Raw genomic sequence first — 21,081 nt, 5'->3', positions numbered from 1 at the left:
ACCCTATATGTAGACCTCTTGTTGCGCAAGCCTCCCAAGCTCTCGGTGGTGTAAAAAGTTAACTGGGTAAAACTGCGCACGTATATCCGGCCTTTATGATGAGTCACTTCGGTGACTCTGGCCTCAATGAAAACCGCGCCCTTGCCGCTTATCGTCCGTACGGAGTTGGAGCTCCGTGTGCTCGCCAGCATTCACAAGGGCCGGTTTAACCCTGTTAACTCATTACTCACCGCATTTGCGTGGGGTGCCTTTGCTCCTTGGGTGCTGCTTTACGCCGCCCGGTACTCCGTTTGGTGGTAGAGCATTGCCCATAGAATTCTTGCCAACTTGTTGGCCACGGCAATCACCGCTTTGTGTTTGCCTCTGCGCTCAATAACCCCTGCCGCCCAGCGTGATAGCCGGTCGGTGGCTTTATCCGTGTATCGGATGACCGACCAGGCACCCTGAACCAATAATCGGCGCAGATAGTTATTCCCTCGACGGGTGATGCGTCCGAGCTTTTGCTTGCCGCCACTGGAGTGTTCGTTCGGAACCAATCCCAGATTGGCTGCAAAGTGTCGCCCGCTCTTAAATGCCTTACCGTCACCGGCATAGGCCACCACCGCGGTTGCCGTTTTCTCCGCAACCCCTTTCACGCCCATCAGGCGCCGTGCCGGCTCCAGCTGTTTGGCTGTTTGCTTCAGTTTCGCCTCATGCATCTGTATCTGGCGATTGGCCTCTCTCCACTCTTCCAACAGACTCTGTAAGGCCTCTCTGGCAGCACAGGTCAGTGGGTTCTCCGCGTCCTCCAGCAACTCTGGTAACGCCTTGAGTAATCGCTCCTTGCCCGGCGCAACGATGACGCCGTACTCGTTCAGAAAGCCCCGGATCTGATTGATCAACGCGGTCCGGGCCTGGACCTTCCGATTGATCAGCTTATGCAGCACCAGTATGTCTGTTTGCTCCAGCGATCTCGGTTCCACAAACCGCATCCTCGGTCGCCGGGCGGCCTCTGTAATCGCAAAGGCATCGTTCCGGTCGTTCTTGTTGCCCTTCACAAACGGCTTCACATGCTGGGGCGGAATCAATAACACCTCAAAGCCCAGCTTCTTTAGCTCCCGACCCCAGTAGTTCGAACCACTGCAGGCCTCCATGGCAATCGTCGCTTCCGGATACTGCAGCAACTTCTCAATCAGCCTATTCCTGCGCACTTGATGATTGAACGCCGGGTTGCCGCTTCGGTTCACACCACAAACCTGAAAGACAGTTTTTGCCAAGTCGATTCCGATTAGGGTAACGTTCATCTGAACACCTCTTGTTGTTGACCTATTGATTTTGCACATCTAATAGTGGCGCTTTGACGCCGATCTCAACAAGAGGTGTTCATCCCATCATCCGTGTACAGTGTCGGGCCAATGCGCCCTGCGATGGGAGCCTTGACCTCGGTATACTCCAGTTCGATACCAGCAGTTTCGACCATAGCCTGGGATCGGGAGACATTCGCCCGGGCTGTCTCCAAGGCCGATAACGCTTCATCACGTTGACGCTTGCTGACCGCGTTCTTCTCAAACAAGTCTGACGTACGTGCCCACTCCCGCTGCGCCTGTCGCAATTCGGCCTGTGCGCGCTCCAGTTCTGCTTGGGCCCGTTGATGGGCAGCACGGTATCGGTTGGGGTCGATCTGGTAGAGGACCTCACCTGCTTTGACCTGGGCGCCTTGTTCAAACAAGCGCTCCTGCAAAATGCCCGTGACTTGCGGCCTCACCTCCGAGATACGGTAAGCGGCGGTTCTGCCCGGCAGTTCCATTGAAAGATTCACACGCTGCGACTGCATCTCAACAACTCCTACTTCCGGAGGCGGCGGTGCAGACTTCTCAGCCTTTGCCTGACCGGGGGAATTGTCGCAACCAGCCAGCAACAAAGCCGCCATCCACATTGGCAACATGCGGACCCCGAATAGACGCGCCATCAAACTCTTCTCTGTTTCCATATAGCTAACCTCTGAATGGGCCAAAGACTCAAAAACCGCTCGATCCATGCCTTTATTTATAACCAGGTAGACAGAACGATCGATCCAAACTGATCGACGCCGTCCTTTTCCTCGAATTCTTCGCTACGCCATAGGTAGGTGTAGGCGATCTGCCAGCGATCCCAGGTCAATGCCGCACCCACCTGGGCGTCGCCAACCCATTCGCGGCTATCAACCGAGTGGCTGCCCTCGAAACTGTTGCCGTCGAGCAGCAGGTTGTGCGCCATATAGCGCCCTTCAACGGCAGCGAAGACGTACCAGCTAAAGCCCTGATCCCGCCGAAAAGAGGATTGCCCGCCTTGTGCAGGAGCGACTGACGGAATGCCGAAACTACGATCAAGCCCCTCCCCCAAACGAAACCCAAGGCCGCCGGAAGCGTAGGTATACAGGTTGCCGAGCGCAAACCCGGCAGACGGCCCATATTCAATGGTCAGCCCAGAAAAGTTTTGCTTCATAAGCCAGGCACGTTCATAACCGAAATTGATGATTGGCTCGTTATCAAGCTGGTTATCCCAACCCCTCGGCTTGTCTGCCGCAATCAGTTCATGGAAATTTCGTTGGACTACTTCAGCACCAGAAGCCGGTCCTACGATGCCCACGTCGATATGCAGGCTGTCTGTCAAACGCAAACCACCGTGCTCCCTTTCGCTTAGTAGCGAAATCCCGCCAAACAAAAGGCCGGCATAGGGACGGTCATCTTTAATAAGCGCTTCAACCTTTATATCTTCCGGCGTATACATCTGTTGACCTAGCCGATATGTTGCGCCGGCAAGACTACTGCCAGACCAGCCCGGAATGACGTCCGCAAGACGGCGGGTCCAATGTCGATCAGGGGGCTCAAAGGCCCAGATCACCTCTGCGCCGTTGGTGTATTGACCATCGCCGCCGGCGGAAAACGCATCATTTTCTACTTTCAGGGACAGCAGGCCTTCAGCGGAAGCTGATGTCACAAGAGAACCCAGCAACAGACCTGAGCACCAATTCCGATAACGCTTTCTGCAACATCCAGATTTCACTGAAGGTTCCTCTGCCAAAGCTGGGTTGAACCGGATGCAAAAGAACTTGCTCCAGGATGCTGACATACCTTCCGCTACGGCGACTTTTGGTCGCCGGCCAGAAATGATGAGACGGCTGCCCACACAAATTGTTCAATCTGTTCAGTATAAACTAAACGTAACACAATTAATGATTGACCGCTAGCCGTGATGGAACTGTCCTGTCCCGGTGGAATGTGCGGAACGCTCCCGTTCTAATCTTGTCGCTCGCGCCTGAAAAATGTCTCGGGTTCAGGAATTTTTGAGGTTGACGGAATTTTCCATAACCCGCTCAAAAACACGCAGGGCGACTTCCAGGTCGTTATTTTCAATGCCTTTCAGCATCTTCTCTCGCAAGACATTCGCCCGCTCATTCAGTTCGCTCATAAAGCGCTCACCGGCATTGGTAAGGTACAGCAGCCTGACGCGGCGATCACGCTTACAGTGCCGGCGTTCAATCAGACCCTGCTCCTCGAGGCTGTCAAGCAGGCGGACCAATGTCGGATTCTCGATGGTCATCAAATGGGCTAACTCTCGCTGGGTCAATCCTCCACCACCACGCTGCAGGCAGACCATGGTGAACCAGCGAGCTTGGGTAACCCCCAGGTCTTTCAGGCGCTCATCCAACAACTTACGCCAGCACCTTGCTACCCGGGCATTGGTGAATGGAAACTGATCTCGAGGGGTTTGTGGGTCCATGTCACTGTCCTGCTATTGATGATTCAGTAACAGTAAATCGTAAGCTAATCATATAGACAAGCGTCGGTTACACATTAGCCAGGTTTGCGCCAGATCAATATGCAACATCACGCGGATTCCGAGGCCAGCTAAGGAACCTCTCCTTCCAGTGAGACAGGTAACTCCTCACTTCTTCAGAGACAGGAGGCCTTCAGCGTATTGTCGCCCTGGTGGACACCCTTGCTGCGTGACCGGCAGCCGGCTTAAAAAAGCTGGCGCCGAGCGCTCCACAACGCCGTAGCATCTTCACTCGAAACCAGCCCGGTCTTCGGCACGGCGTCTTCCAGGCAATCCGCATCAGCTAAGGTCAGTCCCCAGTCGAGTAGAGTATGCGGGGTCGACAACAAGGCCAAGTTCCGCTTATCGGCCAGAATGGCATGAACTCGGGGGTTGGGTGACCAAAAAACCAGTAGTTCAATAGGTTGAGAGTGTTTTTGGGCTATTTTTCACGTTTGTCTGCCAACCCTCAGCTCCAGCGTGATGGCCGTGTGCGAATCGGTCACGATCCCCGGAATGACCGGTCACGTTCGCCGGAATACGCACCGTAGAGGCATTGATTGACACAGGTTGTGACAGCAAGGTTGTGCAAGTGGTCTATCGCAATATGCTGCACGAAACCGGGAAAATCTCGGCTGACACTTCACTCCGATATGGAGAAATTATTGGCAATGATTAGCTTTGAAAACCAACACGATGGCTTCTTGGATATGGATTGCACACAGGAAGAGTTTGATGCCATTAAAATCATGATCAGCCATGTTCTGGACAATTATGATCAAACAGAATTATTTTACGCCAATATTAATCGCGAAGATGTTGAAGACTTAACAAAAGAATTAGCCATGTTTCACGACTTACCTTTACCATTGGAAGAGAAATATTTTTTCCGCCTCTTGGTCGTTATAGACAGTGCACATTCATTGCTCATCCCAGAAATTTCTGATGAGCGGAAAAAAGACATTAATCGACAACTACAAGCGATCAGTATCGACAAGTTATTTTATACGCGATAACTCTTCTGAATCGCACACCTTATCGTCATGAGACCTTTTTTGAGGTTTAACCGAGCAGAAAATAGGGCAAAAAATAACGGGACGATCATCGTCTTCAAGCTGACGATCACAACAGCTTCTTGGACCTTTCGCAGGCTCAGAAGGTGAAGACTGGCAAGGTACACTTTTTTGGGGCACTGAATCTTGTGATTGTAGCTGGGGTTGCGCCTGGCAAGCCACCAAAAAAGAAGCTATAAGTGCAAGTAGTACATTAGAAGGTAACCGCCAGCCTGTTATTGGCTTTTTCAACCGTTTGCTATTGCTTTCCATTCAACACCAGCTCTCAAATTCAATACCGGCCCTCAATATTATTAAGGGTATACGCAAAAAAATGCGTTCTCACTAAGCTTACTCTGCCTTTTCAAGTCACTCTTCCCAATAGCTCTCTCAGCCAATCTTGCGACTTAACGTATTCGGTTTTACCGTCTTTTTTCCTTACTGACATCCAGTGCGGCTCTACTTCAGCCAGTAGATCAATGATGACGGCTTTACTTCCTACAGGCCAAAGAGGAACGGCTAAATCATCCAGAAGATAGGCAGAATGCAATGTCATTAGTAGATTGTCAGAAAACATGCCCCAGGTAGAAAAGTCTCGACGGTCATACTGATTTTTAAGCAGAGATTCCTCATGAAAGATCACCCGATCCAGAATCCTTTCTTCTACTTCCGTATAAGCCTGCGTCCGGGAAAGTGCTTTATCCAAACGCTCCGATAGCATAAAGCGTCGTGCCCAGGTAATAAAACGTTGACACTGTTCTTCATTGAGGTCGATAAGCCAGTAAGAATTGGACAAAGCACGCAATGGATAATGCTGTGCACAACTGAAAAACAGTTCAAACTCATCTTCGCCATAGAACCAGTGCGCCATGCCGATGAGATCATCGACATCTTTATAGGAGTGCTCTGCCAACGCACTGTAGATCGCACTTTTATACTCATCCCGATTAAACAGGTTGGTTAAAGACTGTATCGAAGGTTTTAGCACACCAAGATGAGCCGGCCCTTCGTCATCGGTTTCCCAGTCGAAAAAGCTTGTCACAATCTCGGTGAGATGATGCAAATCACCCAGACTCAGTTGCAGCTCAGTCACATACTCAACAAATAGCGGCAGGGCTTTAAGCGCTTGCTCATAGGCATCATTTTCTTGCAAGCAGATAAGTTCAGGTTGTAAGAAGATAATTTCAGCAATCATGCCGTACGCTTCGGCAAGATTGCGAATCACTGCTTCTCCCGGATCTCCTGCTGCTAGAGTGTCGTAAAGTCCGGCGTCGTAAAGGGCCTCCAGATAGGCTTCTATATTATCTATTACGGGATAACCAATCTGGCCAACTGTGTACAGTGAAACAGCAAGCGGGTGAGGTGCCTGACTGGATGACATCGCTATGAGTCTCCTTGTGAACCCTGAGAAAAACCTTTTCAGGAAGATTCAATGTTTATGTTTCTTTGCACGAGCACTGCGCCAACGATCTTTTAATGCCGCCGGTTGTTTATCGTCTCGTTCTATTGGCAACTGGCCATTTTGCTTCATTACTTATGCCCATTCGCGCGGGCCACGCGTTCATTTTGCGCGGCATTGTGTTTGTCATACATCGAAAATAAATTTGCCTCGAACTGAGACTGTTCAGGCGTATTGCATGATAGCTTGCTCATGAACGCACGTGTGGCAGCTGTGACGTCAGATACTTCCAAACGCTCTTTATCGCTATGCATTAGATTTAAAATGCTATCTGAAGCTTCTGCCTGGTAAGGATCTGCTCGGCTTATGGGCACAAGTCGATCATAAAGACGATCTGGCACGGTGTGAACGATGGTATTCGGAGACGTTACCCGCTCTGATTCAACGCCTAAACCATAATCAGTTTTGGTGATTGCTATCCAAGGAATACGAACAGATTTTGGGTTCGGCCCCATACATTGTGGAAATGCATCCTCATAATGGAAAAGATAGGTAACGTAGGCGGCCGGTAATAGACTTTGATTGGCGACCCATTCATCCATTGCGGATCTTTCGCGCTCTGTCAAAAACCCTTTCCCTGACAATAAAGAGCCCAAATCTTGATAGGCTTGGTTTCCTTCTCCCGTCATGGCCTTCACATAAAGCCTTGAAAAACGACGATCAGACGCAGCAACCTTATTCGGTAAATTCCGATAAATGGCCTCTACATAATTCCCACCTGTGGGCAATTCTCTGATCAGTTCTGCATCCTTACCCTGTAACTCTTTATCCGCGAAAGGGTTATTTGTCGGGGCCATGGACGCATAGATACTTTTCTCGGGAATTCCTTCACGAGTTAGTTTTACGGTGGTCAGGTATTCTCTCAACGTCGGTGTTATCGTAGAGGGTATTAACGTTGCCTCTAATTGTGTCGCATCAATACGTCTATTGACTGCAAGCTCGCCTGACCATTGGCGATCTGCTGCTAAATTAAGCCGACCATACAGGCTGGATTGTGCCATCACGTCTTCCGACCCGCCGCCGCAATTTTCAGACATTAATTCCGGGTAGATTTTGGAATGATCTGTTATCTGACCGCCATCCGTCTGAATATCAACGTCATTGAATTAGTGACGTTTATCCAGAGATATCATATAATTACGGTTCACAAACACACGAGGAATACGCCTCATGAAACTTCCGCCAAAACTAACGGTTGACACGCCCAGCGAGATCCTGACTGAAAATTGTACATAAAATAACCAGTCTACTGGATGACCCCGCCTTTATCGCCGAACACCGCCAACGTCCCCAGGATTTCACCCGCCGCTGCCACCTGAACTTCAAACACCTGGCCCTGTTCCTGCTCAATCAGCCCCAGTCTGCCTTGCAAACCGAATTGAACGGCTTTTTCCAGCAGGTCACCGGCGCGGCCCTGGAATCCTGTCAGGTGACCGCCTCGGCCTTCTGCAAGGCCCGCCACAAGCTGGATCCGACCGTGTTCGAGGCCCTGAACCAGGTGGTTCAGGCACAACTGGATGCGCAGGGTCTGCGATACCGCTGGCGCGGCCTGCGCCTGCTGGGCATCGACGGCTCCAGTGTCCATCTCCCCCTGGAAGACAGACAGGCCAGCCATTTCGGCACCCACCAGGGCCTGCCGGTGGCCCGCTTGTCCCAGTTGATCGACCTGGGCGACGGCCAGACCCTGCACAGCCTGCTCGTCTCCCCGACGATCTGTGAGCGCGGCTGTGCCCAAAGCCATCTCGATCACGCCCCCTCAGGCAGCCTGATCCTGTTTGATCGCGGCTATCCCGCCCACTGGCTGTTCGCCGATCTGGCGCAACGCCGAATTCCGTTCGTGATGCGCCTGCGCCTGAACTTCAATCGCGCCGTGCGGGACTTTGTCCAGTCCGGCGACCGGGAAACCCAACACACCTTCACCTGCACCAACTGGCTCTCGCGCCAGGTGTGCCAGCAGTCCGGGACGGATCTAGACGGCCCGGTGACCCTGCGCCTGGTGCGGGTGGACCTGCCGGGGGGCACCACGGAAGTGCTCGCCACCTCCCTGCTGGATGCGCAGGCGTTTCCTGCGGCAGACTTTGCCGACCTGTATCACCGCCGCTGGGGCATCGAAACCGACTACCGGCGCCTCAAGCAAACCCTGAACCTGGAGAACTTCAGTGGCCGTTCCCCCCAGGCCGTCCAGCAGGACCTGCACGCCCGCATCCTGCTCAAGAACCTGGCACTGCTGATGCAAACCCTGCAGCAACCCGAGATCGACCGGCGTCACGCCCAGCGCAAACACCGTTGGCAGCCCAACTTCACCCAGGGGCTGTCCTGCCTCAAGAACAGCCTCGTCCGGCTACTGCTCAACCCCACCCGCGCGCTGCTCTCAGGCCTGCTGGAACTGATGGCCAGCGCCCTGGGCGCCATCCGCCCCGGCCGCTCCAGCTCGCGAAAACGCCGGCGGTGCGCCACCAAAGGCTGCGAGGGGTATAAGCCCACCCGCTAAGTTGCGTTAACAACCCGGACCCCACCACTCACCCAACCAACAGGCTGCTTCCGGAGCGGTCGGCTTCCGCTCGCCCTGAAAACGCGCCTCCCCACCTGTACAGGTCACGACCCGCCTGAAATCCGGTCTATCCCCCAAAAAATCGCTTCAGCTGGCGCTCATTGCCGCGATATCGTTACGATGATGCCACCAAACCCCGCCCATGGCTTCGGCTGGAACTGGATTTTGGACTCTGCGGGGCTTAAGTTGATGACGTTGGTCTGAATATAATATCGACTGGTATTATATTGTGCTGTCACGGAACGAGGATACTTGTCTGGAATACGAATATGAATGGGTAAAATACAATCTCTCACGGTATCGTGGGCAAAACCGTCATAGATTCTCTCTGCATACGAACTGCCCTTCGTCTCATAAAGAACAAGATCAAGCGATCTGTTTGGTACCGTCAGTCGCCATGGCCCCTCCAGATTGGCTGCGGCAGGGATATTACTCGCAGCCTCACGTGCTTTTTGTATGCGATCTCTTTCTTCCTGCCGTCTTTGCGCGGCCGGCTTTTTCATTTCGACACCCGATTGTCCGAATAAGTCTTGCAGAGCTTTGTTCATCTCTTCCGGTGTTTGTGCAGAGGCCATCGTTGGGAGCATACTAAATGACCACAACATGACGAAGGACATGAATAGCTGATAGACAATTGTTCGAACTCGATTCTTCATTGCTGTCTCTTACCTATTTTGAGTTTACATATTTGGTTTTAGGATGACGAAAGACTGAACTCATAGTGTTTTATCCTGTTTTCTTCCATAAAAGTCTGGAAATAATCCATTTAATTTTCGGTAGTATCTCAGCTTAAGCTGTTTACCTTCATAATCTTCAAAGCGCCTGATTCCGACATGTACGACTATTCGTTAAACAAGCAGGCAGCGTGGAACCCCTTCAACCCTTTTTCATCAGACTCTGAGCCAAAATCACCTAACATCACAGTCCGAACCGTACCATTCTGTCTGATATCGGCGTAGATTTTCAAAGTCTTGGATTTCATCGCCTCTTCTAGCGAAAGAAAGCCCCCCGCCATCTTCATCAATCCCTCTACGGATGTTCCGAAGAGTTTGGCTTGACGCCGCATACGCTCAAGCGCTGCCGGATCCTGAACGTATTTGTTGTCTAGTCTGGATGGAATCAAATCTGCGAAAGTAAGACTCAACGTATTGGTGTATAGCGTTTTGTTGACCTGCTTTAATGCAGCGTTATGAATGATGGTACCGCGTTCAGTTTCTATTCGAACCGGTATCGTATCGCCCCGCCTCACCGCCCATGCGGCATTCGTTGCTGACGAGGATGCATGGGTGACTGTTACGTAAATTGCCTGATAACCTGAGAGGTTGTGGCAAAGCATCTTACTTTTGAATAAGAGTCCACGGTTGCGGAAATTCCGTTCAACCCCGAAGTATTTTCCGCCAACACCATCAAGTGTGCCCCAGCGTTCACTCTCCAGTTCGTTATTGATGTCATAGGCTTCCCGGTGCAAGCTGGACAGCTTTTGGTTCAAAGTGGCAAGTTGCTCCTTAGGTGTAAGTTCTGTCTTTTCAGATACCCCTGCATTTTTAGCTATTTGCCGGGAAGCACGCGCCTCGGCCAGCTCTACGGCACTAGCCTTCATCTTAGTCATCTGTTGTTTCGCTTGCGCCTTGCGCTGAGCATCACCTCTGGTCACGGCTTCAAAGAGCTCATCCTGATCGCCGTGGCTATGCGTCTCTATTTTGTATTCATCACATTCCAGTTCACCGCGGCGTTTAGCTTCTGTCACTTCGTTCAGAACAAGCATCGCTATTCCGGCCTTTCTGGTGAACGCCTGTTCGGGGGCGTGTATTGATGCAAATTCCGAAAACTCTTCGTGCAGTCCCTTTCCTTCTTGAAGAAGAGTTGAACATATGCCGATAACGTCATTCGAGACGAAACTCGTCAATAGCAACTGACCTGGCTGCTCAGCTTGCTGCAGAGTGGAAATAAACAGAAGGGTCTCTTCATCCTGAAAAATCGATCTGGAAAATGTATGATTCGCCCGCCAGTCTTCACGCGGTTTTTTATAAGCTGCCATTCGATCCACTGGAATAAAGCCAATATCGAACATTCTAAACTTTTGTTCGAACGAGTTTTTCTCAGCCTCTTTAAAAACGGGTACATATTGGTTTTCAGAGTTGATTGAATAAACACCAAGCGGCCCGAACTCGTCACTGATAGTCACTAGGTCACCTTGTACCGGCAAAAAATAATCGTCGGCATTATAAATATTGTCTTCAGATTGCCAGCAGCCAGCAATTGCTAAGACTGAAAGTACAAGTAATATTCGGCTCAAAATCACGATCACACCTTCTTTTCAACTTAGCAGTAATATATTTCAGATTTGTACAGAACCTATGCTCCCGAACAGTATCTGGCATTTCGCTGAATGCCACAAATAACCTTTTCGGTTATTACTCATTCCCTGTCGGTCACCGGCTTTACCCACTGACTGACATCCATTGCTCCCCTCCGAGACTGTAATATCTTTTATCTTTTCGAGAAATATCCCGCGGCGAGTCTTGCGCTTCTTAGTGGCATACAAGCAGAAAACGAAGGGTCTCGAAGACTAAAATTTGTCGCGAACGATAGAAAGAGCTAACCTTTAAAGCGTTGCACACTACAATCAGGACGAATATCATCACATTAAGAATACTCTAAAATCCGTCTTACTATCCGTTTTTACTCTTGTCTTATTTGCAGTCCCGTTTTCGGTTTCTGCGCAAGAGCCTGACGAGAATTATAAATACGGCGTTATTCTGCTTGATATCGAGACATACCAGATCTTCGATGGCCGCGTGATCGAGCTTCCGACATCCTCAAACATAAGTCCTGAATTTAAGGACGAGATGTAGTACGCCTACGCGGAATGTAAACTGAATGATCTTGACTACGGCCCAACCGATTGCGGGTGCCGCGCAATGATCATTCTAAAAACCCGCCTGGATATGCCCGAAGCAAACGTACGGAATGTGAGGAAGGAAGCGGGAAAGAAGATGCACTGCTACGTCCCCGAAAAGCTTCAGGCGAGATACGCCTTCGAATGTACGAATTCCATGGCCTACAAACGGGCGGCCTCCAAGGAAGAAGGCGATGCGTATTGCGCCTGTTACGCGGAAGAGACAACGTCGCAGCTCATGGCCCTTGAGCCTGGCTACCACTACGACAACAAATTCATGAGGAATAGCGCTCTGGGGAAGAGGGCTCACAAAAAGTGTCGTCCCTGACGGCCCGCAGAACCAGCTACTCTTGTGGCGGGGGTGAGCGTGACAGTTTATCGTTTCCACCACGCCAGTCCATTGGGTCTGAATTTTCTGAACCATAGCTGTTATGTGAATCACCGGCATCAATCGATGTCAGCCCGTCGGTCAAGTCCAATGCGGTGTCGTCATAACTTTTATTTTGAATACAGGTATAATCCTGCTTATTGCTGGTCTGGTGTAGATTATCAGCGGATGAATTGATAGTCTAGCTACATTTATTTAAGTTTTTTCCAGATAAAAGTACCAGCATCAAGGATATGTTTATGCAGTTACCATTCATATTTTCAAACAAACAAATTATCTATGGTGTCTTCGGTTTTTTAGCTCTGATTATCCTTCCGCAAATTGTTTTTTCTTCGAACGATCCTGTCATTCATGCCGATTTACCGATCCTTGAAGACGTCTATAAGGATGTGCATGCAAAGCGTAAAGATTACGAAATTTATGGATTTTACCCCGGCATGTCGCGTCAAGAAGTGATTGATCAGGCCCAGAATATAGCTGATGAAGAGATCAAATATATTCGCCCTCAAAGCGATGCCCCACTCGAATTTTATACCGAGAAAGGTCGCATGCAGATTAAAACTAAATTTTCGACATCTGCTGCTCATAAAAAAATCTTGCGGCATCGTGGGCAAAAAGAAGATGACTCCGTTACTTTTGCTACCTGGATCCAGATTGAAGAATTATATGAAGATGGAAAACTCAATGGTGAAAAAGTTTTAAAACGTGCCCGTACAAAATTTGGTACGCCAATCGCGGAGACGCAGAGCGATAAGTTTCATGCATTAGAATATAAAATGGATGATGCGATATATGAAATTGCGCGGCGCCAATGCATTGCTGAAGTGATTGAGAAGCGTGAAGACAAGGCGTATGGATATGGTGCTGAGTTCGGACGAAAAGTGGCACACATGAAAGCGGAACCGTTAGCTGAAGCTATGAAAATGTGTCCGAATAGTGTGCCTGCATTACGCCGGGCAATGATCAGTGAAATGAGTCCACGATTAGAGGTCCGTGTTATTGCGCCTCGTAACCGCGTTATTTATACCATGAGCTATGAAGCAGGAAAGACATTCCAGCATCGTAACGCAATCAAAGATTTAGCGGAGATCAAGAAGTAATAAATCTCATTGCGCAGGACACGCACGTTTTAAGACAGCTTCAAGATCAAAATCACGCGTTCGCCAATCGCGCATATCGCAATAAAAATTACCGGAGCGATCATAGGGCGCGCCGTGATCATCACATGAGGTTAGCCGCTTGTCGCACTGAATAATCTCCGGGCAGCCCCATGTTTCACAATTTTGATAATCCGTAACCTTGGCACATGTAATGATGTGCTTCATTGCTTCATCGCGGCACGCTTTCACTTGTTGGCTATACTTAACAGTACCCGCGGGAGCGCTTGCGGTGTTGTCACGGCTGTTATTCTCACTGCCATACTTCAGCATCGTACCGATAGCTTCCCCCAGCTCGTAGGCCGTCATTTCTTTTTTAGGCTGTACGTCGCGGGCTTTTTTCTTGGCGACCATCAACTCGATCGCTGCTTTGTCCATGGTATCCATGTCTTCTCTGGTACCGCCAATCATCTTCAAGCCGTTCAAATAAAACATAGTGGGCTTTTGATACCACCTGAGCGCTCTGTCTGTGTCTATTTCCACACCTTTACCGTAGCGATAAATATCACCGACTTCTCTTTGTGCGCGGATATGCCCTTTATTTCCGGCTTTTTCAAACCAGAAAAGGGCCTGCTGCATATCATATCTGGGGTTATTCTTATCCGCATATTTTTTGGCCAGCTCATATTGACCAACGGGATCAGTCTGTCCAAGCACGTTTTCAGCCTGCGACGTTGTTAAAGTTAAGCTCAAAAAAAACATTACCACTAGAATGTATTTCATACCTTTACCTGAGTTTTCATGTCGTCCCGGGCACGGGCCAGGTCACGCATGGCTTCCTGTTCCTGGTTGGGAACCCAACGGATGTCAGATCGCCCAGAACGCAGCAGCCTGGCCAGCTTCAGCGCATCCAGTCGATCGGTCTTGACCCGCTCACCCGGATTGCGAGGAATCAACGACGGCGCTACGACCTGACAGTCATGCCCTGCCGCGAGGACCTGGCGTTACAGGCCGCAGCCACAGGGCCCCGCCTCGTAGCAGAACTGCACAATGCCTCCGTCCGGCTCCTCACTCAGCCGCTGGATCAGCTTCTCCACCGCCATCGGCGTATTGCCAATCTCGCCACGGTACTCGGGCTCACCGCGTCCCGGTCTAGCCACCGCAATCCCGATATTCTCCTTATGCATATCCAGTCCGACATAAAGACTGTAGAAATCCGATCGAAATCCATCCTGAACGACTTTCAAAGCCGATGCGCTCTCGACTCTGACGTCGTTTGCGTTAAACTCCTTCATGCCTACCCTCCTCAATGTGACTTTGCCACTCGGTTTATTTGTTCAGCGGCCATGGTAATCCACGAGCGTTGAGGTAGGGCAGGTCAAAACATCATGTCTAATATCATCATTTGTTTTGCAATCGACCGTACAGCGCCAGAGCTTTGTCATAATCTTGTACTATGTAAACAGAACCAAGATACGGCTGGTTACGCTGGCGCAGCGAGCAACGCACACGCCTGCAGGAGCCGATGGCCACCTCATAAGCGACACATGCATTACCATTTCTCTGCCGGTTCGGCGAATCTTGGCTCCCTTCGTACCAGACACCTGGCGCTTCCCATTCGGAATACTTAAAACTAGCGGACCAATACGGATCGGTATATTCAGCACAGGATCCATTCCGGAGGGCGGCATAGGACTGATACTCAAGCTGTTGTGTATCAGCGAAAAAACGAGTTCGTGCCATATGTCCGCCAGGCGCTGCAGGATGACCTTCAACGACGTTGAGATTGTAGGATTTAACGCCCCCTCGGTATCCGCCTGATTCAAACCGCGCGATGCCTATTTTGTTGACCAGATAATATCCACTCAGCTCCTTAAGGAGGGTTTGAGCCCCTTCGGCTTCCTGCTTGGCGAGTCTATCCCGTTCCATATTCGCTTGTCTGGCTGCAAGGCCAGCCTTGCGCGCCGCCTTCGCCGGAACAATTCCTGCAACTGTCACGCGTACCTGCGCCCTTGATATCTCACTTACTTTATAGGCTTGCTCGCCACACTTCATTCGGTCATCTTGGACAGCTCCCATCATATTTTTGATAACAGCTTTAAATATTGCACGTGTTCGCGCCGCAGGAACCATATCTTCGCGAAACAAAACGTCAACGAACTTCACATAATCATCATGGCCCGGGCCGCTTGGTGCCATTGAAAAGACACCATATCCGTTACATTGGCTGATCGAGTCGCCATTGATCAGGGCTGGCATAATGTACTGACTTTTGGGCCCAGAGCCAGCGTATTCCTGTCCCACTAAAATCACCAGTTTCTTGTTGCGATCCTGACTGTATCTGTCCGAATACTGGCGTGATGACACATGACTGTTTAATGAAAAACGGCTCACGGACGGCGCTAACTTGTCGATAAAAACAACCGCAAATTGACTGGCTTCAAATTTCTTTTGGGTCCGGTTTTTCTCAACTGGATCAACATGATGCTCTGGTACCAGCCAATTGCCGTCTTTCCGATAGACCCCAATCGGACCGAACTCATCACTTACCGAAAAATAAGTACCGCTAAACGGATGATCGAAGTCGCTTTCATCCAATTGGAATCGGGCAAGATCCCAACAGGCGGTCAACGTGATCGATCCAAAAATCACCATGAGAGCCTTAACAATCTTTATCATAAAAGTATCTCTTTCCAATTGACTGGCATTCACCTTGCGGAATAACGCAGTCGGATTGGACCGTAAGGAATCTGCGTGGTGCATCGGGCGCGCAAACGAGTGCCGTCAGCCCGCCACCGTGAACCGCACCGGTATCAATACCTGTGGCGTAGGGAAATTCTGCTGGTCCTTCGAGAAACGGCTGGTGGCCAAATACAACATGCCCAAATCGGCCATCATAAGTCTCAGCCCAGAATGGATCGTCTGGGCGCTGGGCGCCGAGCGCCAGAAACTTGCCGGAGGCGGCATCGACGTAACGCGTACGAAAAATCTTTTCAAAGCTTTTTGCTTTACGGCCAGTCAGCGATTTAGCGGCTTCGATTGACGCAGGGAATGTGCTCATGGTGCCAGGAATTCCGCCGTGAACGACAAGTACATCAAGTGACTTACAGTGAAAAAACGGCACCGACCAATCCAGAAATGCCAGCCTTTCCGCTGTCAGCTGTTTACTGAGCTGTTCCAGCTCGGGTGTGTGGGTCGCTTGTTCTGTTGCTACTTTTGGCCGCACTTTACGGTTACGCAAGTACCGTCGCATCCGGTCTTCGTGATTACCTTCAACAAGAATAACCTCAAAGCTGGCATGGCGACGAAGTGCTTCGACATAGCTTAGAACACCGATAGAGTCCGGCCCCTTGTCGATCAGGTCGCCCACAAAAACCAGCGTGTCCGAAGGTTGAATATCCAGCTCACCGACAAGCTGGCGAAGCGCATCGAGCATGCCATGAACATCACCAATAATGAGAAGCCTGCCGTCCATATCAGAGTTGAAACCTGTAGCTGTCGAACTCATCGATACCCAGCATGTTTTCGATAACGATCACGTTTGGTTCAACTTCGCCCTTTAAGTGCATATTGCAGTCGTGCCTGCCAACAATCAGCATCCGTAAATTGTAAAACCCGTCCCAAACGTAAATTTGCCCTGAAGCACCATAAGTGGTTCCACCGCCGCAAAGACGCCCGTCTGACGTAATTAACCAGTCTGAGTAGCCCGCCTCTGCGCCAGCAAGATCCCATATCCGGTAGCTCGCGTGCTGTTCTGTGTTTGGCTGCCAGGGTTTTACCACTTTTTGCGTCTTTTCAGATTGAGCCGCACATTTGAAACTGTATTGCTTTCCACCCGGCTTGACGATCCAGTCAATGCGTACATCTGGTGACGGCAGATGGCGGGTGTTGATGTAGCGCTGTTTTTCGGAAAGCTTCATCTGGCTAAACTGCTCGTATGACAAGACCGCACGACGATCTGATGGATCCGGCCACAAAGGTAGCGGCAAAATCTCAGTACATTCACCGGACTTGCGATCCCAAACACGCACAAGATAATCGCGGCCCCAGGTAATCAGGCGCTTATCATCGAGCCGTTCGGCACCTGTTACATCGCCCAAATGATGACCCTGCAAATAGCCTGTGCGCCCCCCCGTTTGCGCATCCCAGATCGCCATGGGTTGGGGCGTTAGTGGTCGCCGCCAGCCGTCATCAAGAAACTCTTTGCGATAGCACTTCCAGCCAAAATCAACACCGAGAACGGTTCCGTCGCCAAGATCAAAAAATTTGGATACCTCAGCGCTGCCCGCCAGTAATACCGGTTCACCTGCTTGCGGGATAAACCAGGCCGGTTTGCTTCCATCCCAGATCCTTAGAAATTTTCCATCTTCCCAATGTTTTTCATAGTCACGCTGAGCTGCGGTTAGTTTGTCTATCTGGCGGATTGCGGCCTCCATCTTTTGCCGGGCTGATGAATTCGCCGAATGAACCGATATCTTTGGTGGGTGCCAGCCGCGCCCACCAACCGCTTCTTCAATCCATAGCAACACGTCATAGCCAGTGCCTCGCTCATCATCGCCGAGGTCATGATCAAGGCTGATCTCCGTTACCTCGCCAGAATAAAGCAGCTCAATGACCTCATCAGGCCAATAACATCTTACCCAGCCATCGGGTGTCTTGCGTTCATCATCAAGGTAAACTTTCATGTGCTCTTTATCTTCCATGCTCAGGCTTCGCTGCGAGCATTCCGTCTCAAAATTACATGGTTAAATGACATGACTTTTGACATCGCAGTTTCCTCGTCCTCGGTCAGCTCTCCATCGTCGAGATCAAATGCATGCGAGCTGTAAGAGCTATAAGTCGCCCATTCACTAAAATTCAGTGGTACTACCACAGGCGATTTCATACTCTCATCAAGCTGTTTCAGCCTTGAAACGAGTGCTACGAATTTATCCCACTCGGTGAGATCGTACATTGAGCTGTCGATGCACTCAGGGTCATCAATCATTTTCTGAAAAACCCGATTATGGGCTGAGAGCTCTTCAGACGTAAATTCCAGGACAATATAGAGCTGATCGTTATAGTTCCGATCTTTGCCATAGCCATCGTCACTACAGGCCTCGTATACCATCTCAAGCAGTGCTCGATCAGCAAGTGCTGGCGCAGCGAACCCGGCATAATCCAACAGCCGGACGAAATCGTCATACCCATCTGTACTCATCTGCAGCTTGACACCTCGATGCGCTGTTGTAACGTAAGGCTCAAGCATTGAGAGAGTTTTCTGAAGGTCTGCTTCGTTTATGATCCATGCCGCATGGTCGATCACCCCCGCTGTGTGATAATTTTCCAGCATGTAAGCAAAGGTCTCGTAAGCGACGTTGACAATGCGTTGATCGAGCCACAGCGAGACAGGTGCCGCTGTTTTTTCCGGCAGGGCTGCCACTTGAGTGTGTTTACCACCTAGCCCGGATTTCTCATAGTGCTCCAACAACCTTCGCAGACCAAGCCTGGTAGTGCCAGATCCGAGTGGTCATGGTCGAAGTTGGCGATTATTTAGCCAGTTTCCGGCATTCAGGCACAACTCCCCCTTTCCCCCATTGGTATCGGGCCGGGGGAGCCCGATTATCTACTGGGGCACCAAGCGCTGAACCAGTGCTGAGAGATCGTTCTTGTGTGGATAGCTATCACTCATAAACACCCGTATTCGGCGGGTGTTGCGGATGATGACTGCGCCAACCTTGATCAGCTTCAAGCGCAAGGTGCCGGCACTCATACGTTCGAAGGGCGTGTTTTTCAGATGCACCCGCAAACGCTCGAACAGGGTGTAGGCGAAGCCGGATAAGATCAGCCGCCACTGGTTGGTCCACCAGTGTGTGCTGGAGGTGCGACCGGCAAACAGATCCAGTTGTTGATCCTTGATCCGGTTCTCCATATCACCCCGTGCGCAATACTGTTCGTAGTAGAGCTTGAATCCGTCATCGTAGCGGGAGCTGATAACGAACCGGGGGTTCGGGCCTTGAGGGCCATATTCCAGGCGCGCAACCACCCAGCGTGGCTTATGCCAGCTTCGGGCTTTGTAGCGGAAGCGGAAGGTGCTGGCGAGCTTATGGCCATGAGCCTCGTAGTAGGTCCGGACTTTGTCCATGGCTGGGGCGGCAAGCGCCTCCAGCCGCTGGTTGCGGGCCATGCCTACGATGTAATCCACCTGGTTGCGATCGCACCAGGCCAGCAGTCGGGGCTTGCTGAAGTGGGAGTCGCCCCGGAATACGATCCGGGTCTGTGGCCAATACTGGCGAATAAATCGCACCAGCAGCGCCAGAATGGCCCAACTGTGCCGGGCATCACCCCGGTTGCTGGTGCGCAGATAGCTCACCAGCAAGTGCCGGCCGCAGAAGACGTAAAGCGGGAAGTAGCAGTGATGGTCGTAATACCGGTTAAAGAATTTACCCGGCTGATCCCCATGCACCGGGATATCGGTGCCGTCAAAATCCAGCACGATTTCCTTCGGCGGCTCTTCGTGTTGTTCAATAAAGTGGTGCCAGAGCAGCTCATGGGCCTTCACAATGGTTTGCCGGTCCATTGCCTGTTCCATTCGGCACAGCGTGGATTTGCCAGCCAGAGCGGAGGCGTTACCCGTGGCGGTTTGTAGTGCCTGATCAAAGCGAAGCGCTTCATGATCATTCAGATCTTCGTAGCCGCTGGCCACGCCGTAGACGCGCTGCCGGATCATGGTGTTGAGCCCATGACGAATCATCCGGGGATCCCGCTGGTCGGTCAGAGTCTCGGCCAGCCGTTGGGTTAACCGGTGTTGTTTGTCGACTTCGCGCAGTAACAACACACCGGCATCCGAGGTGATATGGCCTCCGGAGAAATCGGCTTCAATCTGGCGGCGGGAGAGTGGCGAGAAGGTCAGTTTTTGAGGTACCATTTTGGATGCGGCTACTGGTGCTTGGTGGATTGGTTAGGTTCTTGAAACTATAGCACTTTTAGCCGCTTCTTTTTATCCCTTCATGAGAAATCCGGGCTAGCAAGGCGCTCAATCGCTTTTTAATGGTGGTTAGAACACCCATAGTTAATGATTTCCCTATACAGTTTCAGAGTCCAAAAGTCTGTCATTCTGGCTCACCAGACGATAGCCCAGGTTTTCACTGACAATCTCCGGTGCGCCTTCTACGGTAGATAACACACCCCGTAAACGGCTAATGGCGGTATTGATAACCGTGTCTTGCGGTGACAGGTTTTTGTAATCCGTCCACACTTCATGCCAAAGCGCCTTGCGACTGACCCACTCTCCCTGGCGTTCGGCTATCGCCATCAACAGTGCAAATGATTGCGGGCGAAGCGGTAGTGGTGTGTTGTTGACCAACGCCTGGGCACTCGATTTTCTGACTTCAAGTGTGTCAAAAATCAGCACACTCGCCGGTGCCCGATTGGACACGGCACGACGTGCAACAGCGCGCAGGCGCGCCCTCAGCTCTTCGCGTTCGAATGGCTTGTTGATGTAATCATCAGCGCCCGTTTCTAATCCCAGCACATGGTCACTCACAGAAGTCAGACGGCTGGCGATGAGAATCCCAGGGCGCTTTCCCTCCAGCGTGTTCAGCCACTCGATATAACCAAGCCCTTCACTGCCATCTCCCAGCATCCGGTCGAGAATAACCAGATCAGGCAGATGTGCGGCGCTCTCCCGCTTGGCCTGGTCGAGGGTTTCGGCCAGACTTATCCCATAGCCAAGTTCACTGGCCACATCCGCCATAAGCGATGCCATTGTTGGATCGTCCTCAACGATCAGTAATTGACTGCTTTCAGACATTTCCTTTCGCTTTCCTATATCATCCTGGCTAGCGTACCCCGAAAACACGCTTCCGGCACCTAACAA

20 protein-coding genes and 1 pseudogene are annotated in these 21,081 nt (G+C 51.0%); 4 read left to right on the top strand and 17 right to left on the bottom strand.

What is annotated here, in order from left to right:
* Window positions 1-269: 269 nt before the first annotated feature.
* From AC5JQH_RS18600 to AC5JQH_RS18585, 4 genes are all read right to left on the bottom strand, one after another.
* Window positions 270-1,283 carry an IS110 family RNA-guided transposase gene (locus AC5JQH_RS18600; protein WP_286816921.1) on the bottom strand — a complete coding sequence of 338 codons (1,014 nt, stop codon included), beginning with the start codon at window positions 1,281-1,283 and terminating at the stop codon, window positions 270-272.
* A gap of 65 nt (window positions 1,284-1,348) precedes the next feature.
* Window positions 1,349-1,969, bottom strand: coding sequence for an efflux RND transporter periplasmic adaptor subunit (locus AC5JQH_RS18595; RefSeq protein WP_493805841.1), 621 nt, complete (start codon window positions 1,967-1,969; stop codon window positions 1,349-1,351).
* Window positions 1,970-2,025: 56 nt separating this feature from the next.
* A complete protein-coding gene (locus AC5JQH_RS18590) occupies window positions 2,026-2,958 on the bottom strand; it encodes a lipid A deacylase LpxR family protein (RefSeq protein WP_493805840.1) in 933 nt (310 codons plus the stop codon).
* A 336-nt stretch (window positions 2,959-3,294) separates the two neighbouring features.
* Window positions 3,295-3,741: a MarR family transcriptional regulator gene (locus AC5JQH_RS18585; RefSeq protein ID WP_041335715.1), complete on the bottom strand. Its 447-nt coding sequence runs from the start codon at window positions 3,739-3,741 to the stop codon at window positions 3,295-3,297.
* Between the two features lie 701 nt (window positions 3,742-4,442).
* Between AC5JQH_RS18585 and AC5JQH_RS18580 the strand changes: the two genes are divergently transcribed.
* Entirely contained in the window at window positions 4,443-4,793 is a 351-nt protein-coding gene (locus tag AC5JQH_RS18580; protein WP_493805839.1) for a hypothetical protein, read from the top strand.
* A 400-nt stretch (window positions 4,794-5,193) separates the two neighbouring features.
* Here AC5JQH_RS18580 and AC5JQH_RS18575 read toward each other — a convergent pair whose 3' ends face one another.
* Entirely contained in the window at window positions 5,194-6,210 is a 1,017-nt protein-coding gene (locus tag AC5JQH_RS18575) for a hypothetical protein (protein ID WP_493805838.1), read from the bottom strand.
* A 149-nt stretch (window positions 6,211-6,359) separates the two neighbouring features.
* Window positions 6,360-7,289, bottom strand: coding sequence for a hypothetical protein (locus tag AC5JQH_RS18570; protein WP_493805837.1), 930 nt, complete (start codon window positions 7,287-7,289; stop codon window positions 6,360-6,362).
* Between the two features lie 218 nt (window positions 7,290-7,507).
* Between AC5JQH_RS18570 and AC5JQH_RS18565 the strand changes: the two genes are divergently transcribed.
* Window positions 7,508-8,779 carry an IS4 family transposase gene (locus tag AC5JQH_RS18565; RefSeq protein WP_339779678.1) on the top strand — a complete coding sequence of 424 codons (1,272 nt, stop codon included), beginning with the start codon at window positions 7,508-7,510 and terminating at the stop codon, window positions 8,777-8,779.
* Between the two features lie 158 nt (window positions 8,780-8,937).
* On the opposite strand, the gene AC5JQH_RS18560 is transcribed toward AC5JQH_RS18565, so the two are convergent.
* Both AC5JQH_RS18560 and AC5JQH_RS18555 read right to left on the bottom strand, forming a co-directional pair.
* Entirely contained in the window at window positions 8,938-9,495 is a 558-nt protein-coding gene (locus AC5JQH_RS18560; protein ID WP_493805836.1) for a hypothetical protein, read from the bottom strand.
* Window positions 9,496-9,680: 185 nt separating this feature from the next.
* Window positions 9,681-11,141 carry a hypothetical protein gene (locus tag AC5JQH_RS18555; RefSeq protein ID WP_493805835.1) on the bottom strand — a complete coding sequence of 487 codons (1,461 nt, stop codon included), beginning with the start codon at window positions 11,139-11,141 and terminating at the stop codon, window positions 9,681-9,683.
* Window positions 11,142-11,760: 619 nt separating this feature from the next.
* On the opposite strand from AC5JQH_RS18555, the gene AC5JQH_RS18550 reads away from it, so the two are divergent.
* Together AC5JQH_RS18550 and AC5JQH_RS18545 are read left to right on the top strand one after the other, a co-directional pair.
* On the top strand, window positions 11,761-12,066 hold the full coding sequence (locus AC5JQH_RS18550; protein ID WP_493805834.1) for a hypothetical protein: 306 nt from the start codon (window positions 11,761-11,763) through the stop codon (window positions 12,064-12,066).
* A gap of 299 nt (window positions 12,067-12,365) precedes the next feature.
* Entirely contained in the window at window positions 12,366-13,226 is an 861-nt protein-coding gene (locus AC5JQH_RS18545) for a hypothetical protein (protein ID WP_493805833.1), read from the top strand.
* A gap of 6 nt (window positions 13,227-13,232) precedes the next feature.
* Here the strand turns inward: AC5JQH_RS18545 and AC5JQH_RS18540 are convergent, their stop codons facing one another.
* From AC5JQH_RS18540 to AC5JQH_RS18500, 9 genes and pseudogenes are all read right to left on the bottom strand, one after another.
* Window positions 13,233-14,006, bottom strand: coding sequence for a tetratricopeptide repeat protein (locus AC5JQH_RS18540; protein ID WP_493805832.1), 774 nt, complete (start codon window positions 14,004-14,006; stop codon window positions 13,233-13,235).
* Window positions 14,003-14,200: pseudogene (locus AC5JQH_RS18535) on the bottom strand (IS110 family transposase); the annotation flags it as partial. The gene AC5JQH_RS18540 and the pseudogene AC5JQH_RS18535, both read right to left, overlap by 4 nt.
* A gap of 27 nt (window positions 14,201-14,227) precedes the next feature.
* Window positions 14,228-14,518, bottom strand: coding sequence for a hypothetical protein (locus tag AC5JQH_RS18530; RefSeq protein ID WP_493805831.1), 291 nt, complete (start codon window positions 14,516-14,518; stop codon window positions 14,228-14,230).
* Window positions 14,519-14,624: 106 nt separating this feature from the next.
* Window positions 14,625-15,902 (bottom strand): hypothetical protein, encoded by a 1,278-nt coding sequence (locus tag AC5JQH_RS18525; RefSeq protein WP_493805830.1) that lies wholly within the window; start codon window positions 15,900-15,902, stop codon window positions 14,625-14,627.
* Complete coding sequence (locus AC5JQH_RS18520) at window positions 15,886-16,698, bottom strand: metallophosphoesterase (RefSeq protein WP_493805829.1); 813 nt, start codon at window positions 16,696-16,698, stop codon at window positions 15,886-15,888. Before AC5JQH_RS18520 ends, AC5JQH_RS18525 begins: the two co-directional genes overlap by 17 nt.
* A 1-nt stretch (window position 16,699) precedes the next feature.
* Complete coding sequence (locus AC5JQH_RS18515; RefSeq protein WP_493805828.1) at window positions 16,700-17,926, bottom strand: cyclic-phosphate processing receiver domain-containing protein; 1,227 nt, start codon at window positions 17,924-17,926, stop codon at window positions 16,700-16,702.
* A gap of 2 nt (window positions 17,927-17,928) precedes the next feature.
* Complete coding sequence (locus tag AC5JQH_RS18510; protein ID WP_493805827.1) at window positions 17,929-18,693, bottom strand: hypothetical protein; 765 nt, start codon at window positions 18,691-18,693, stop codon at window positions 17,929-17,931.
* A 135-nt stretch (window positions 18,694-18,828) separates the two neighbouring features.
* Complete coding sequence (locus AC5JQH_RS18505) at window positions 18,829-20,130, bottom strand: IS1380 family transposase (RefSeq protein ID WP_493805826.1); 1,302 nt, start codon at window positions 20,128-20,130, stop codon at window positions 18,829-18,831.
* Window positions 20,131-20,286: 156 nt separating this feature from the next.
* Window positions 20,287-21,015, bottom strand: coding sequence for a response regulator transcription factor (locus AC5JQH_RS18500; RefSeq protein WP_493805825.1), 729 nt, complete (start codon window positions 21,013-21,015; stop codon window positions 20,287-20,289).
* Window positions 21,016-21,081: the final 66 nt, after the last annotated feature.

The organism is Marinobacter sp. H13 (assembly GCF_059072335.1).
The sequence above is the reverse complement of the archived record's forward strand: the minus strand, read 5'-3'. Positions and strand labels throughout refer to the sequence as shown.